The following is a 14259-nucleotide window of genomic DNA, read 5'->3' as shown; positions in this document are numbered from 1 at the left end:
TGTATATTCAACCTCACAGTTGATTAACGAGTTGGTTGAAAGAGACACATGACCGCAGATCCTCTCAGCGCCGTGTTCGCCGCCCTCGCTGATCCGACCAGGCGGGCGATCCTGGCCCGGTTGGCAACCGGCGACGCGACGGTCAACGAGCTGGCGGCGCCGTTCCCGATCAGCGTCCAGGCGATCTCCAAGCACCTCTCGGTGTTGGAGCGTGCCGGGCTGATCGTGCGGACCCGCGAGGCGCAGTGGCGTCGCTGCCGGCTCGACCCGGCGCCGCTGCGGACGCTCGCCGAGTGGGTCGACCAGTACCACCGGCTCTGGAACGACCGTTACGACACCCTGGACGACTACCTACGCGACCTGAAGGAGACCCGCCATGAACAAGGTCCCTGACCTGACGATCGACCTGCCGTCCGACCGGGAGATCACCCTCACCCGGACGTTCGACGCGCCCCGCGAGCTGGTCTACGCCGCGCACACCCGGGCCGAGCACCTCAGGCAGTGGTGGGGGCGGGGCAACCCACTGGACGTCGAGATCGACTTTCGGGTGGGCGGTGGCTACCGGTTCGTCGAGCACGCCACGGACGGCAACGACTACGCCTTCCGCGGTGAGTACCGGGAGATCGTCGTTCCCGAGCGTCTCGTGCAGACCTTCGAGTTCGAGGGAATGCCAGGCCATGTCGCTGTGGAGACGGTGGTCTTCACCGAACAGGAGGGGCGCACCACCATCACGAGCACCACCCGCTTCGACACCACTGCGGAGCGCGACGGGATGGTCGACTCCGGTATGACGCAGGGTGCCGCCGAGTCGTACGCCGCGCTGGACCGCCACCTGGCCACGCTGCGCTGAGCGGCCGCGACAGGCAAAATCGCTGGGTCGGTGGCCGGAGCGCTGGCATGGTGTCCGCATGGTGCAGGACGTCGCACGGCAGGTGGCCGAGCAGGTGCGGACGGGCTTCGGTCTGCGATTGTCCACGATGGAGCACGTCACCTCCGGCGCGGACGAGCACGCTCGCCTGTGGCTGGCCCGGAGCGCCGACGGCGGTCGGTACGCGGTCAAGCTGAGCGGCGGCGGCACCCCGGCCGGCCTGGTCGTGACGACGTACCTGGCCGAGCAGGGGGTGCCGGGCATCGCCGCGCCGCTGCGGGCCGCCGACGGACGGTTGTTCATCGACCACGACGGCCGCCGCCTCTCGGTGGTGCCGTGGGTCTCCGACCAGCGGGCGCTCGAAGGCCCGATGACCGGCGCGCACTGGCGCGCGTACGGCGAGGTGCTGGCCGCCGTGCACGCGGTGCCGGTGACCGACGAGCTGAGCCGGCTGCTACCGGCGGGCGGTGCCGCGTACCCCTCGATCGTGACCGCGACCCGGGCGATCGCCGCGCGGCTGCGCGACCCGGCCCCGGCCGACCTCGCGGACCCGCTGGTGGCGGAGCTGGCAGGGGTGTGGTCGGCGGTGGCCGACCGGCTGGGGGCCCTGACCCGGAAGGTCGAGCGCCGCGCCGTCGACCAACGCGACCGGCCCGGCCCGACAGTCGTCTGTCACGGTGACCCGCACCTGGGCAACCTGCTGCTCGGCGCGGACGGGCAGGTCTGGCTGATCGACTGGGACGACGCTGTGCTCGCCCCGCCCGAGTGCGACATCATGTTCGTCCTCGGCGGGGTGCTCGCCTTCGCGCCGATCACTGTCGAGCAGCAGCAGGCCGTGCTCGCCGGCTATGGCGGGACCGACGTCGACCCGGTGCGCCTGGCCTGGTTCGTCGCGGTCCGCGCGCTCGACGATGTCAGCGACTGGACCCGACAGGCGTTGGACCTCGACGCCGAGGCGGCCGACCGGGCTCGTGCCGCGCGGATCGTGCGGGGTCTGGTGTCACCGGTGGGTCTGGTCACCCTCGCCGACGCGGCGGTGCGCGGTCTCGACCCGCGGCGCGGGCCCGGCATCCGTCCATAGTGGCCACTCTGCGGGGGCGGGGCTGAACGGTCAGCGCTCCGCGAGGAACGCGCTGTCGACCAGTTGGCGGGGCGACCGGGCGCCACCGAGGCTCTTCGCCTGGTACATGGCCGCGTCGGCGCGGCTGAGCGCGTCGGTGAGCTGGGCCGGGCCGGTCACCGGGGCGAGCCCGACGGAGGCGGTGACCCGGACGCTGCACCCGCTCAACCGGATCGGCGCGGCGACGGTCTCACTGAGCCGGCGGGTCGAGTGCTCGATCCAGCGCCGGTCGACGGTGGGGCTGGAGAGCAACCCGGCGAACTCGTCGCCACCGAGGCGGGCCACGAGATTGTCACCGGCGAAGCCGGCGAGCCGCTCGGCCACACTGATCAGCACCTGGTCGCCGGCGGCGTGCCCGTACCGGTCGTTGATCTGCTTGAAGTCGTCCAGGTCGAGCACCACGGCGATCAGCGGCTGGCCGGCGGCGTCGGTGAGCAGGGCGGCCGCCAGGCGGTAGAAGGCGCGGCGATTGGGCAGCCCGGTGAGCGGGTCGTGACTGGCGGCGTGCCGTTCGGCGGCCAACTCGGCCTGGAGGTTGCCGATCTCGGCCTCGGCGCGCACCGCCCGTCGGCGTAGTTGCCAGGAGGAGAGCAGCGCGCCGGCCGCGCAGACGCCGGAGGCGACACTCATCGGATCCGGCACGAACCCTCCCATCGCCGCAACCGCCTCCAGCCTTCGGTTGACGCGGCGCGCCGCGTCGGGCCCAGTTTTGCCTGATCGTTGCCCGTGTGGGGGTAACACAAAGTGAACGGATGGGCACCGATCTTGTGCGTTATCATGCTCGCCGTCGGATGCAGATGCAATAGCAGATGCACGTGCAGAACCGTCCAGTGTCGATACCGCACCCCCTCGCCGTCACCGCTCCTCCCACGGCCACCGGCGGGCTCGTAACAGAAAGACGCCCCCATGCAGCAGCCACCCAATGGCGTACCGATCCACCAGTTGCCTCCGCTGAGCTGGCAGAAGAGTCGCCGCAGCAACCCCAGCGGCAACTGCGTCGAACTGGCCGAACTGCCCGAGGGAGCGGGCATCGCGGTCCGCAACTCCCGACACCCGGAGGGGCCGGCGCTGATCTACACAGTGGACGAGATCGCCGCCTTCGTTCTCGGTGCGCGGGACGGAGATTTCGACCATCTGATCAACTGACCGTCCGGGGGTGGGTCGTCCCGGTGACGGGACTGATTCACCGGCGCGGAGGAGTTCACCTCACTGTCGGTCCATGGCATGCTTACACGTCGGCCGGGCCGGGGCGCCCGGCCGTCGTGGGTCGGTGTCCGGAGGTCCGCACGTGACGATGGTTCCCGCCGAGGGTGGCCCGACAACCGGGCCGACAGTGCTGCGCATGCTGCTCGGCGCCCAACTGCGCCGACTCCGGGAGTCCAGCGGGGTGACCCGGGAGGGCGCCGGCTGGGAGATCCGCTCCTCCGAATCCAAGATCAGTCGGATGGAGCTGGGCCGGGTCGGCTTCAAGGAGCGCGACGTCGCCGACCTGTTGACCCTCTACGGCGTCACCGAGGACCACGAGCGCGACGCGCTGCTCAAGCTCGCACGGGACGCGAACAACCCCGGCTGGTGGCACCGCTACGGCGACGTGTTGCCGTCCTGGTTCCAGTCGTACCTGGGCCTGGAGGCCGCCGCCGCGCTGATCCGCAGCTACGAGGTGCAGTTCGTGCCCGGCCTCCTGCAGACCCGGGAGTACGCCCGGGCGGTCGTGCTGCTCGGGCACGGCGCGGCCGGTCCGGGTGAGATCGACAGGCGCGTCGCGCTGCGGATGCAGCGTCAACAGTTGCTCCAGCGGCAGAACCCGCCGCAGCTCTGGGCCGTGGTGGACGAGGCGGCCCTGCGCCGGCCCATCGGCGGCGCCGAGGTCATGCGTGGCCAGCTCACCGCGCTCATCGAGGCGACCAAGTCGCCGCACATCCGGCTCCAGGTCATCCCGTTCGCCGCCGGTGGCCACGCCGCGGCCGGTGGCGCCTTCACCATCCTGCGCTTCGGCGACCAGGAGCTTCCGGACATCGTCTACATCGAACAGCTCACCAGCGCCATCTACCTCGACAAGCGCGACGATCTGGACTACTACGCGGTGGCCATGGAGCGGCTCTGCGTCGAGGCCGAGCCGCCGGAGCGTACGGCGGAGATCCTCGGCGGCCTGCTGGACGACCTCTACCCGGCCTGACGCCAGACCGCGACGGCCCCAGCATGGTCGACGACCGTGGACATCACCTCGGTCGCCGAGTGGCGGGCCGAGAGCGAGTCGCGGCGGCGCCCGTCGGCGGTCGACGTGAGCATGTACGGTGCCGTCGCCCGTCTGCCCTGACCGCCCCGGCACCCGCAGCGCGCTTCCGGCTCACGTATTGACCGACGCCGCAGCCATCGCCGGGCTGTTCGACCAACCCGCACCGCCGACCGCCGTGCTGGCCGGCTCCGACGTCCTCGCGCTCGGTGTGCTGGACGCCCTGGCGGCACGGCCGGCCCATGATCGCCCCACCGTCTCGGTGACCGGCTTCGACGACGTCGCCGAGGCCGCCGCGGCCGGCCTCACCACCGTTCGGCAACCGGCCGAGGAGAAGGGCCGCATCGCCGCCGAACTGCTGCTCGACCCGCCCGCGGACGCTGCGGCAGGTCACGTGCTGCTGCCCACCGAACTTGTCGTCCGGGGCTCCACCGGACCCGTCCCGAGGAGTTGACCATGGAACTTCCCACCGGATACATCACCGCGCTCGACGCCATGAACCGGCACATCACCTCGGCCCGACCGGACGCTCCGGTCCAGGTCGAACACCCCCGTCGGGCACTGCTCGCCCCGACCCGGCAGGCCACCGCCCTCGCCCTGCGCCGGCTCGCCGACCGCATCCAGCCGCGACCGCTGCCCGCCAGCCCGCGCTGCTCCTGACCCGCACCAATCCCATTCCGGTACGCACGGGACGAACAGTGTGGGTCCGGGCACGCAGAGTGGTCGAGGGCGGTGTTGCCAGGCAGACTGGTGAAGCCATGTCGCCGCTCACGCCCACTCTCCGCCTCCACGACCGCTACGTACTGCACGAGCGGATCGGTCTCGGTGGCATGTCCGAGGTGTGGCGAGGCGACGACGAGGTGCTCGGTCGGCCGGTCGCGATCAAGGTGCTCGCCGGTCAGTTCGCCACCGACCCACAGCTGCGGGCCACCATCCAACGCGAGGCCCGCGCGGCCGCCCGGCTGACCCACCCACACGTGACCCAGGTGTACGACTACGCCGAGGCGACCCTGGCCGGCGGCGTCGTGGTCCCGTACCTGGTGATGGAACTCGTCGACGGTCACAACCTGGCCGACCGGCTGCGGAACGGGCCGCTGCCCTGGCCGGAGGCGGTCCGGGTGGCCGGGCAGATCGCCGCCGCGCTGGCCGCCGCGCACCGCATCGGCGTCGTGCACCGCGACGTCAAGCCCGGCAACGTCATGCTCACCGACACCGGCGCCAAGGTGCTCGACTTCGGCATCGCCGCGCTCGGCGGCCTCGACAGCCAGTCCGGCGAACCGCTGATGGGCACCCCCGCCTACTTCGCCCCGGAACGACTGACCGCCGGCCCGCCCGACCCGGCGAGCGACGTGTACGCCCTCGGCGCACTGCTCTACCGCACCCTCACCGGGCGGGCGCCGCTGCCCGTGCAGAGCTGGGAGGACGCGCTGGAGGTGCACCGGCGGGGCACCCCGGTGCCGCCGCTGCGGGTGCCCGGCCTTCCCGCCGACATCGCCGAGCTGACCGTCGCCTGCCTGGCCGCCAATCCGGCCGACCGGCCGAGCGCCGCGCATCTGGCCCGCCGCTTCGGCGCCGGTCAGCCGGTCGAGCCGCCCACCGAGCTGCTGCGCATCCGGCCGGCCGCCCACCCGCCCACCCTGATCGACCGGTCGGTGGTGGCCCGCCCCGCCCCGGTAACCGCCGCACCGGCCCGACGCCGATCGCGTCGGCCCCTCGCCGTGCTCGTCGCGGCCGTGCTCGCCGTGCTGATCGGCGTCGGCGTCCTGTTCGTGGAGAATCCGCTCGGCAACCCGGGCACACCCGACCCGGCCGAGATCGCGGCCGCGCCGTCGACCTCCGCCCCGGCCCCCGCGCCCACGACACACTCGCCGACGCCGGCCGCACCGCCCCCACCACGCCCCACCGCCAGCACCGCGCCCCCGACCGTCGGGCAGCAGCTACCGGTCAGCTTTCGCGAGGTGAGCAGCGAGTTCGCCGCCGTCCTCGCCACCGCGGTCGCCCGCGGCGACGTCGACCCCAAGACCGCCGAGGATCTGCGTGACGACCTCGCCGACCTCAACCGCCGCACCAGGGACCGCGCCGAGCGCGTCGCCGACCTCCGGGACCACATCGCCGAGCTGGTGCGGCGGGGCCGCCTACCAGCGCAGACGGGCGCGAAACTGGACGCTCTGCTCAACCAGGCCGGCAGCTTCTCCACCAGCCGTACGGACGACTGATATCCCCGTCGATACCGCTGGCATGATGTCCCGATGCGGACACGTCTGATCTTCGTGCGACACGGTGAGTCGGTCCACCAGCTCGAAGGAATCGTCGGTGGGCCACGTGGCTGTCGGGGTCTCACCGCCCTCGGCCACGAGCAGGCAACCGACCTGGCCAACCGGCTCACCAGTGAGGTCACCGCCGCCGGGCCGGTGGCGGTCTACTCGTCCGTGCTGCGCAGGGCCGTCGAGACCGCGCAACCGATCGGCGCGGCGTTCGGCGTCCGACCCGTGGCCGACTGCGGTCTCTGCACCTGGCACACGCCCCCGTACGCCGACGGCCTGCCGACCGCCCTCTTCCGCACCGACCACGCGGTGGCCGGTGGCGGCGTGTTCCGACCCTTCGAGGAGGGCAACGAGAGCTGGGCCGAACTGGTGGTCCGCGTCAGCCGCGCGATCATGGAGATCGCCCACCGGCACCGGGGCTCCACAGTGGTCCTGGTCGGCCACAGCGAGACCGTGGAGGGCGCCTTCCACGCGCTCGGCGCGCAGCCGGTCTTCCGGGCGTTCGACCTGGACGTGCCCCCGGCCTCGATCACCGAATGGACCACCGACCACGACCCCGGCGGTTGGCCGCCGGCCCGCTGGACGCTGCGTCGCTTCGCCGACAACGGCGGGTGGGCTAAAGCGTGATCCAGTACCGCCGTGCCGGGCCGAGGTCGGTGTCCCGGATGCCCTCCAGGACACCGCCGCAACGCTCGATCGTCCTCGACGACGCGGCGTTGCCCGCCTCGCAGACCAGCAGCACCCGATCCAACCCGAGCGCCCGCGCCTCAGCGAGGATCAGGCCGAGCGCCCAGCTTGCCAGCCCTCGACGTCGCGCGGACGGTCGGATGCCGTAACCGATCTGGCCGGCAACCCGCAGCAGGTAGTCGTCGAGCTCGTGGCGTAGCGCGATCCCGCCGAGCACCCGGTCGTCCTCGACGATCCACCGGTACGTGCACGGCACGCGACCCGCATCCAACGACGCCGCCGGATCCGACTGGTCGGCCAGCCGGGTCACCCAGGCCGCGAACCCCTCCGGCGAGCGCACGTCGTCGGTCGACCGCAGCCCGAAACCGTCCTCGTGGAGACCGGGGCCCCACTCGTCGTGCGCCTCCAGCCAGGCGGCGTGCAGGCGGACGGTGGGCTCGACCACCTCGGGCATTCGGCGTGCTATTCGGCGGCCAGGATCTGCTCGCGCAGGATCTCGGCGTGCCCGCAGTGCTGGGCCATCTCGCGCAGCACGTGCAGGTAGACCCAGCGCAGCGGCAGCGGCCCGCGCCGGTTGCCGCGCAGCACGTCGTCCAGGCCCAGCGACGCCGTCGCGCGGCGAGAGGCCTCGCACGCCTCGCGGTGCGCTCGCTGGATCGAGGCGATCGTGTCGTCGTCGTCGAGGATGAACGACTCGTCCGGCGTGGCCGGGATGCCGATCTCGGAGCGTGGCCGGCAGGTGACGGCCTCGTCGAACCAGACCTTCTCCACGAACGCGGCGTGCTTCACCAGACCCAGCAGCGTCGTCCGGGACGGCACCAACGACCGGCGCGCCTGCTCCTCGGTCAGCCCGTCCAGGTAGCCGTTGAGCGCCCCGCGGTGCTCGTCGATGAACGCCTCGAATTGCGTCTGGGCTGACTGTCCGACGACATCGTCGGCGAAGGTCGGGGGAAAGGAGGTCATTCCCGAAGCATTTCAAGGTCCATCGCCGCCGCGCAAACAGAACAGCACACTCAGCCAAAGGAGAGAAGGGCGCCGCGCTCGTCGAAGCGGGCGGTGCCCGCCCAGGCGATCTCCCAGCGGTTGCCCTCCGGGTCGGCGATGTAGCCCGAGCGCCCACCCCAGGACCGGTCGGTCGGCTGCGCCACCACAGTCGCCCCCGCCGCGACGGCCGCCGCGAAGGCCGCGTCGACCTGCTCGGGGCTGTCGACATTGCAGGCCAGGGTGACGCCGGACCAACCACCGGCCGGAGCCGGCGCTCCCGGCGCGGCCTCGGCGGCCAACTCCGGCAGCGGGTACGGTGCCAGGCGTCGTCGTTCAGTCGGCACGGCCGGAGAAGTGGTCGGCAAGCACCAGTCAGCCGATGCTGGCGCTGACCGACTCGCCCGGCTCGGTGCCCGCGCGGGCGTACACCTCGCCGTTCGGCGTCCAGACGCCCGAGAGCCCCGCCGCCTCGATGTAGCCACCGCCGGTCGACCCGGCGAAGCTCGCCACCGCCACCCAGACCCGGTGCGCGGTGGCGATCCGGTGCGCCCGCTGGTCCGTCACGGCGGCGTCGCGGGCCGACTCCAGGACGCCCGCCGCGTACACGTCGATCCCGAGCGCGGCAGTCCGCTCCGCGTGCGCGGCCACGCCGGTGTCCTTGCAGATCGCCAGCCCCACCCGCCAACCGTCGACAACGAGCACGACCGGGGCATCGCCGGGCCGGAACCGGCGGGCCTCCGCGTCCCCCAGCCACATCTTCCGGTACGCCACCGTCGCACCGCCGCCGGTCACCGCCAGCATCGCGATGTGGTCGCCGACGACCGGCGCGCCGACCAGGGCCAGCGCACCCGCGTCGGCGCACGCCTCCACCAGCGGCGCCAACCGCGGGTCATCGGCCGACACGACCGGCGCTTCCAACTCGTACCCCGTCAGCGACAGCTCTGGAAAGACCACCACCCGGGCGCGCGCCGCGCGGACCGCGGCGGCGTGCGCCCGCGCGTTTGCCACGACATCCAGGGGTAGGCACGGCGGCTGGACCACCGCGAGCCGCAGCGGGGTGCGGCTTTCCGCACCCTTGCCGGTGTGGTCTACCCGCGCGGTCGGGCGGTCGGCCCCATGGTCGGCTCTCAGGATGACTTCGTAACGTGGGCGCATGATTCGAACGTCCCACGCCGTGTTCGCCACCGGAACCCCCGCCGCCGCAGCGGAGCCACCACAGGACGGGATCGTCGGCTACGTCACTGACCTGGTGGAACGACTCGGTGGGCCCGGTGCCGGCCTGGCGGTGGCGTTGGAGAACCTCTTCCCGCCGATCCCCAGTGAGGTGATCCTGCCGCTGGCCGGTTTCGTCGCCGCGCAGGGACGGATGAGTCTGGTCGGTGCGATCTTCTGGACCACGCTGGGCTCGGTGGTGGGCGCGCTCGCGCTCTATCTGATCGGCGCGGCCCTGGGGCGTGACCGGATGCGCGCCATCGTGTCCCGGCTTCCACTGGTCAAGCTGAGCGACGTGGATCGGACCGAGGCGTGGTTCCTGCGGCACGGTGTGAAGGCGGTCTTCTTCGGCCGGATGATCCCGATCTTCCGGAGTCTGATCTCCATTCCGGCCGGCGTGGAGCGGATGCCGGTGACCACGTTCCTGCTCTACACCACGCTGGGCAGCCTGATCTGGAACACCACCTTCGTGCTCGCCGGCTACCTGCTGGGCGACAACTGGCACCTCGTCGAGGGGTACGTCGGCACGCTCCAGAAAGTGGTGATCGTGGTCTGCGTGGCGGCGGCCGCCTGGTTCGTCGGGTCCCGCGTGCTGAAAGCCCGCCGCGCCGTCCGGAACCCCGAGCCGACCGAGCCCGAGCAGAGCGACCTGAACGGGGTGCCCGACCCGGGCGGTCGCGGCACCCTGTACCGAAGCGGAACCTGGGCCTCGGACGAGCGCTAGCCAGCCCTCCTCTGGTTTCCTCTGCTCGGCTTCACCCCACGCGGCTCGGCTTCACCCCACGCGCCACCCGGGTTTGCCTGTGGGCGGGCGGGTCAGATGACGCAGACCCGGGGGGAACAGACTCGGTGCGGGAGGGGGAGAGGTGGTGGGGGAGCGGCGAACCGACAAATGGTGGCTTCGGCTCCGGCTGCCTCTCGGCGTTGCCGTCGGGATCGCGACGGCCGCCGTCGAGTTCGCCTTCCTCGTCGTCGCGGCCGCCGCAATCAGCGTGCGCGTGCTCGCGCCTGCGGCCGGCCGTCGGGTTGCCGGCCTGACCGACCGGTACGGGAGCCGGCTGGTACGGATGGAACATCGCCGCCTCGCCGGGCTGCTCGCCGCTGAGGATCTGCCCGTGCCGAACGCCGTGGCGACCCGGCGGCAGATCGGCTACCTGGCCGCCCGACTGTTACCCGGCACGCTCGCCCTGCTGGCATACGCGGTGCTCGGCGTCGGCGTGGTGCTGGCCGGGATCGTGCTGCGCGCGGCGGTACGCGGAGAGCTGACCCTTCTCGACGCCCTGTCCCAGATCGCCGTCGGGGCGGTGCTGTTACTGCTCAACGTTCAGGCCGTTGCCAGCATTGCCGCGCTGGACATCCGGCTGGCGCGACGACTGCTCGGGCCGGGCAGTCGGGCGGAGCTGACGCGGCGGGTCCACGAGCTGACCCTCAGTCGGGCCGGGGTCATCGCCGCCGTTGACGCCGAACGGCAGCGCATCGAACGCGACCTGCATGACGGCCTCCAACAGCGGCTGGTCGCCCTCGGCATGCTGCTCGGCCGGGCCCGCCGCGCCCGCGACGCCGACCGCACACACGCACTGCTCGCGCAGGCACACGAGGACGTGCAGCGGGCCATCGAAGAGTTGCGCGAGGTGGCGTGGCGGGTCTACCCGTCAGCACTGGACGACAGCGATCTGGGCGAGGTCCTGGCCATCGTCGCCCGCGGATCCGAGGTGCCGGTGCGGATCCGCTGCGAGCTGCCGGTCCGCCCCGAGCGGCAGGTCGAGACGGTGCTGTACTTCGTGGCCTGCGAGGCGCTCACCAACGCCGCGAAGCACGCCGCCGCTACCCTGGTCACTGTCGAAATCGGAGTACGGGATGGGTGGATCCGGATGCGCGTGCACGACGACGGCGTCGGCGGGGCGGAACCGACCGGGCGCGGGTTGTCCGGGCTGGCGCGGCGGGTCGCCGCGCTGGACGGCCGCCTGCTGGTGAACAGCCCGGCCGGCGGTCCGACGACCGTGCTGGCGCAGCTGCCGTGCGACTAGTCCTCGCCGAAGACTCGACGCTGCTCCGGGAGGGCCTAACGCGGCTGCTCGCCGACGAGGATCATGAGGTGCTCGCGGCGGTGGGGACCGCCGACCAGCTTGTCGAGGCGGTCGGACGATCCCGTCCCGACGTGGTCGTCACCGACGTCCGGATGCCACCCAACCACACCGATGACGGGCTACGGGCCGCCCTGGAGATCCGTCGTCGGTGGCCCGACACCGGCGTCCTCGTGCTCTCCCAGTACGTGGAGCGGCGTTACGCCGGGCGGTTGCTCGCGGACCGTCCCGAGGGGGTCGGCTACCTGCTCAAGGACCGGGTCGCCCAGGTTGACGACTTCCTCGACGCACTCGGCCGGGTCGCCGCCGGAGGCACCGCCCTCGACCCGGAGGTGGTCCGGCAGGTGGTGGCCGGCTCGGACCGGCCCGACCCGTTCGGTCGGCTCACGCCACGGGAACGGGACGTACTGCACGAGATGGCCCAGGGGCACACGAATCTCGCCATCGCCCAGCGGCTGCACGTATCGCAGAGCGCGGTCGAGAAGCATGTCAACGCCATCTTCGACAAAACTTGACCTCACGCGCACCACTGGCTACAGCCGACGAATCCTCGCGGTCCTGCGCTACCTGAGCACCTGATCCGCCGAGCCGCGCGGGCGGAGCCCACCTGATCGACTCGGGTTTCTTGGATGTCGGGGTGTCCGGGCGGCGTCTGGGATGCCCCGACTTCCGTGAACCCGAGTGGATCACACCCGAGTGAGGGCCGGTTCGACGCCGTGGACGCGGCGTGGGTGGTTTGGCCGTTGGTGGGTGGTTGTGGGTGGTGACCGGGCGCACCTCCGGGCCGGAATCATGGCGGGGTCGGGGTCGTTACATATCCTGACGATCGCAGTACCACCGACCCCGGCCCGACCCGCGGGGGTTGGTCGCGCAGGTTGGCATGCCAGCCCGCACACGGTCGTTGCAGTCCCCCCGCGAACGACCGACGGGCACCGCCTCGTTGAGGGTGCCGGCAGGTGGGCCACCCGGAATGACCTCGGCCCCCGGGTCGTTACAGTCCCCACGAACGACCGCCTGGCACCGCCGCGACGACGGCGCCGGCTGGATGGGCCGCCCCCGGAATGACCTCGGCCCCCGGGTCGTTGCAGTCCCCGCGAACGACCGCCTGGCACCGCCTCGTTGAGGGTGCCGGCTGGATGGGCCGCCCCCGGAATGACTCCGGCCCCCGGGTCGTTATATCTGGACCCGGCGCCACGAGCCCCCTGCTCGCCAGGCCGCCGACCCGACGCCTGACAGGCGTCACCCCCTAAAGACTTTCCCCTTGCATGTGCAGCGCCGGACGAGGTGCTCACACCCTGGCGCCGCCCCCTTGGCGGTTCGGGTGTTCTACCCCCGAAGGAGCTACCCCTGATGAACACGATCTTCCGTAAGAGCATGCTGTCCGTTGCTGGTCTCGCGTTCGCCGGTGGTGTGTTCGCCGGTCCGATCGCCGCCCACGCCGCTACTCCGGCCGTGGATGCCAAGCCGGTCGCGGTGACCATGCAGCAGTCGGCGCCGAAGCCGCAGGGCGACCAGTCCCACATCACCCTCACCGACGAGCAGAGCGCCAACGTCAAGGCCATCATCGCCGCCACGAAGAAGGCCGGCCTGCCCGAGCGGGCCGCGGTCATCTCGATCGCGACGAGCCTGCAGGAGTCCAAGCTGGAGAACCTCGGCCACCTCGGCGACATGAACGATCACGACTCGCTGGGCCTGTTCCAGCAGCGCCCGAGCTCGGGTTGGGGCACGCCGGAGCAGATCACCGACCCCGCCTACTCGACGACCGCGTTCCTGAAGGGTCTGAAGCAGGTCGATGGGTGGCAGGACATGCCGCTGACCGACGCGGCGCAGACGGTGCAGGTGTCGGCCTACCCGGACGCCTACGCCCAGTGGGAGCAGCAGGCCACCGACCTGGTCGCCCAGCACTGGAACAGCTGACCCCGCACCACCCGCACGGCGAGAGCACGGCACGACACGGACGCGCACGACAAGCACGCAGCACCACAGCACGACACCGACCGTTGGCCGGCACCCACAACCCGGGTGCCGGCCAGCGGCCTTTGCGTAGTGGCCGGGTCGCCGGTCGCGGTTCATCAGCCGCTGCCCGCTGAACTAGAGGTCCCGCGCGCGGCGTCGGGCCCTCGGCGGATGGGGATCGCGTCATCCAACCCGCATCCGCCCGCAGATCTTGGACACTTTCCGTTGCGTGCGAACGGAAACTGTCCAAGATCTCGCGGGGGGCATGGCCGAAACGCGGCGCGACGGCGGGTGTCGAGGTCGTGAGGCGACCGGCGGTGCAGCGATGGGCCTGAGGGCACCCGGCCCGGCGAGGGCGAGGGCGGGGGCGGGGGCGGGGGCGGGGGAACAACGCGGGTGGCGGGCTGGTTGTGGAGGGTGTCGGTGTGACTCAGTGTCCCCGGGCCTCACCTAATATCGCCTTCGCGGAATACCGTTCGGCTGGAGCCGCGTCGTGCCACTCGCCGAGAGGCGACCTGCACACCGACGCCAGCGCCGCCCCCGTCCTACCGGCCGGGGGCGGCGCTGTCTGCGTCCCCGGTTCGCGAACCTGCCTCAGTTGACCTATGTTCAGAGGGTCGCTCGCGTGGGAGGGGGTGTCGGGGTTGGGTCTACGGACCTTTATCGAGGGTTGGCCGGTCTACCGCCAGCTCACCGGCACGGACCCGCTGGGCCGGGGCGCCGCGGCGAAGTCCGACGGGTCCCGCGCGCTCACTTCCCGTACCGATACCGCCGATTCGATGGCCCGGTCCGTCTGCCCGTACTGCGCTGTGGGTTGTGGTCAGCGGGTGTTCGTGAAGGACGGGCAGGTC

Annotated in this window: 18 protein-coding genes and 1 pseudogene; 14 read left to right on the top strand and 5 right to left on the bottom strand. The window is 71.8% G+C overall.

The window, feature by feature from the left end; genetic code table 11:
- The first annotated feature begins 48 nt into the window (after positions 1-48).
- Genes ABZS40_RS25425 through ABZS40_RS25415 form a run of 3 tightly spaced genes read left to right on the top strand, consistent with a single transcriptional unit; the run spans position 49 to position 1949 of the window.
- Positions 49-393 carry a metalloregulator ArsR/SmtB family transcription factor gene (locus tag ABZS40_RS25425; RefSeq protein WP_354945986.1) on the top strand — a complete coding sequence of 115 codons (345 nt, stop codon included), beginning with the start codon at positions 49-51 and terminating at the stop codon, positions 391-393.
- Complete coding sequence (locus tag ABZS40_RS25420; RefSeq protein WP_354945985.1) at positions 377-850, top strand: SRPBCC family protein; 474 nt, start codon at positions 377-379, stop codon at positions 848-850. The genes ABZS40_RS25425 and ABZS40_RS25420 overlap by 17 nt, the downstream gene beginning before the upstream one ends.
- Positions 851-908: 58 nt before the next feature.
- On the top strand, positions 909-1949 hold the full coding sequence (locus tag ABZS40_RS25415) for a phosphotransferase (RefSeq protein ID WP_354945984.1): 1041 nt from the start codon (positions 909-911) through the stop codon (positions 1947-1949).
- 30 nt (positions 1950-1979) lie between these two features.
- Here the strand turns inward: ABZS40_RS25415 and ABZS40_RS25410 are convergent, their stop codons facing one another.
- Positions 1980-2630: a GGDEF domain-containing protein gene (locus tag ABZS40_RS25410; protein WP_354945983.1), complete on the bottom strand. Its 651-nt coding sequence runs from the start codon at positions 2628-2630 to the stop codon at positions 1980-1982.
- A 264-nt stretch (positions 2631-2894) separates the two neighbouring features.
- Here ABZS40_RS25410 and ABZS40_RS25405 point away from each other — a divergent pair, with 264 nt between their 5' ends.
- The 6 genes from ABZS40_RS25405 to ABZS40_RS25380 all read left to right on the top strand — a co-directional run bounded on the left by ABZS40_RS25405 (position 2895) and on the right by ABZS40_RS25380 (position 7112).
- Positions 2895-3134, top strand: a complete 240-nt coding sequence (locus ABZS40_RS25405) for a DUF397 domain-containing protein (protein ID WP_091406718.1) — start codon at positions 2895-2897, stop codon at positions 3132-3134.
- A gap of 142 nt (positions 3135-3276) precedes the next feature.
- Positions 3277-4164 carry a helix-turn-helix transcriptional regulator gene (locus ABZS40_RS25400; RefSeq protein WP_354945982.1) on the top strand — a complete coding sequence of 296 codons (888 nt, stop codon included), beginning with the start codon at positions 3277-3279 and terminating at the stop codon, positions 4162-4164.
- 178 nt (positions 4165-4342) lie between these two features.
- Positions 4343-4675, top strand: a complete 333-nt coding sequence (locus tag ABZS40_RS25395; RefSeq protein WP_354945981.1) for a substrate-binding domain-containing protein — start codon at positions 4343-4345, stop codon at positions 4673-4675.
- A 2-nt stretch (positions 4676-4677) separates the two neighbouring features.
- Positions 4678-4881 carry a hypothetical protein gene (locus tag ABZS40_RS25390; protein ID WP_354945980.1) on the top strand — a complete coding sequence of 68 codons (204 nt, stop codon included), beginning with the start codon at positions 4678-4680 and terminating at the stop codon, positions 4879-4881.
- Between the two features lie 98 nt (positions 4882-4979).
- Positions 4980-6437: a serine/threonine-protein kinase gene (locus ABZS40_RS25385; protein WP_354945979.1), complete on the top strand. Its 1458-nt coding sequence runs from the start codon at positions 4980-4982 to the stop codon at positions 6435-6437.
- Positions 6438-6470: 33 nt separating this feature from the next.
- A complete protein-coding gene (locus ABZS40_RS25380) occupies positions 6471-7112 on the top strand; it encodes a histidine phosphatase family protein (RefSeq protein WP_354945978.1) in 642 nt (213 codons plus the stop codon).
- Here ABZS40_RS25380 and ABZS40_RS25375 read toward each other — a convergent pair.
- Genes ABZS40_RS25375 through ABZS40_RS25360 form a run of 4 tightly spaced genes read right to left on the bottom strand, consistent with a single transcriptional unit; the run spans position 7102 to position 9209 of the window.
- Complete coding sequence (locus ABZS40_RS25375) at positions 7102-7626, bottom strand: GNAT family N-acetyltransferase (RefSeq protein WP_354945977.1); 525 nt, start codon at positions 7624-7626, stop codon at positions 7102-7104. The two genes, ABZS40_RS25380 and ABZS40_RS25375, sit on opposite strands and share 11 nt — an antisense overlap.
- 8 nt (positions 7627-7634) lie before the next feature.
- On the bottom strand, positions 7635-8135 hold the full coding sequence (locus ABZS40_RS25370) for a DinB family protein (protein ID WP_354945975.1): 501 nt from the start codon (positions 8133-8135) through the stop codon (positions 7635-7637).
- A 50-nt stretch (positions 8136-8185) separates the two neighbouring features.
- The gene (locus ABZS40_RS25365) at positions 8186-8500 is read right to left on the bottom strand and encodes a VOC family protein (RefSeq protein WP_354945973.1); all 315 of its coding nucleotides are present in this window, start codon (positions 8498-8500) and stop codon (positions 8186-8188) included.
- 28 nt (positions 8501-8528) lie between these two features.
- Positions 8529-9209, bottom strand: a complete 681-nt coding sequence (locus ABZS40_RS25360) for a carbon-nitrogen hydrolase family protein (protein WP_354946067.1) — start codon at positions 9207-9209, stop codon at positions 8529-8531.
- A gap of 100 nt (positions 9210-9309) precedes the next feature.
- Between ABZS40_RS25360 and ABZS40_RS25355 the strand changes: the two genes are divergently transcribed.
- The 5 genes and pseudogenes from ABZS40_RS25355 to ABZS40_RS25335 form a co-directional block, all read left to right on the top strand.
- Positions 9310-10092, top strand: a complete 783-nt coding sequence (locus tag ABZS40_RS25355; protein WP_354945972.1) for a DedA family protein — start codon at positions 9310-9312, stop codon at positions 10090-10092.
- A 145-nt stretch (positions 10093-10237) separates the two neighbouring features.
- Positions 10238-11395, top strand: a complete 1158-nt coding sequence (locus ABZS40_RS25350; RefSeq protein WP_354945971.1) for a histidine kinase — start codon at positions 10238-10240, stop codon at positions 11393-11395.
- Positions 11386-12031, top strand: a pseudogene (locus ABZS40_RS25345) (response regulator transcription factor). Before ABZS40_RS25350 ends, ABZS40_RS25345 begins: the two are co-directional and overlap by 10 nt.
- 771 nt (positions 12032-12802) lie before the next feature.
- Complete coding sequence (locus ABZS40_RS25340) at positions 12803-13369, top strand: hypothetical protein (RefSeq protein ID WP_354945970.1); 567 nt, start codon at positions 12803-12805, stop codon at positions 13367-13369.
- Positions 13370-14052: 683 nt separating this feature from the next.
- The coding region (locus tag ABZS40_RS25335) for a hypothetical protein (RefSeq protein ID WP_354945968.1) at positions 14053-14259 on the top strand (207 nt) is incomplete at its 3' end.

Origin of the sequence: Micromonospora sp. NPDC005324 (assembly GCF_040607155.1) — a bacterium.
Lineage (GTDB): Bacteria > Actinomycetota > Actinomycetes > Mycobacteriales > Micromonosporaceae > Micromonospora > Micromonospora trifolii.
Note: the sequence above shows the minus strand (reverse complement) of the source record. Positions and strands in the feature narration are given on the sequence as shown.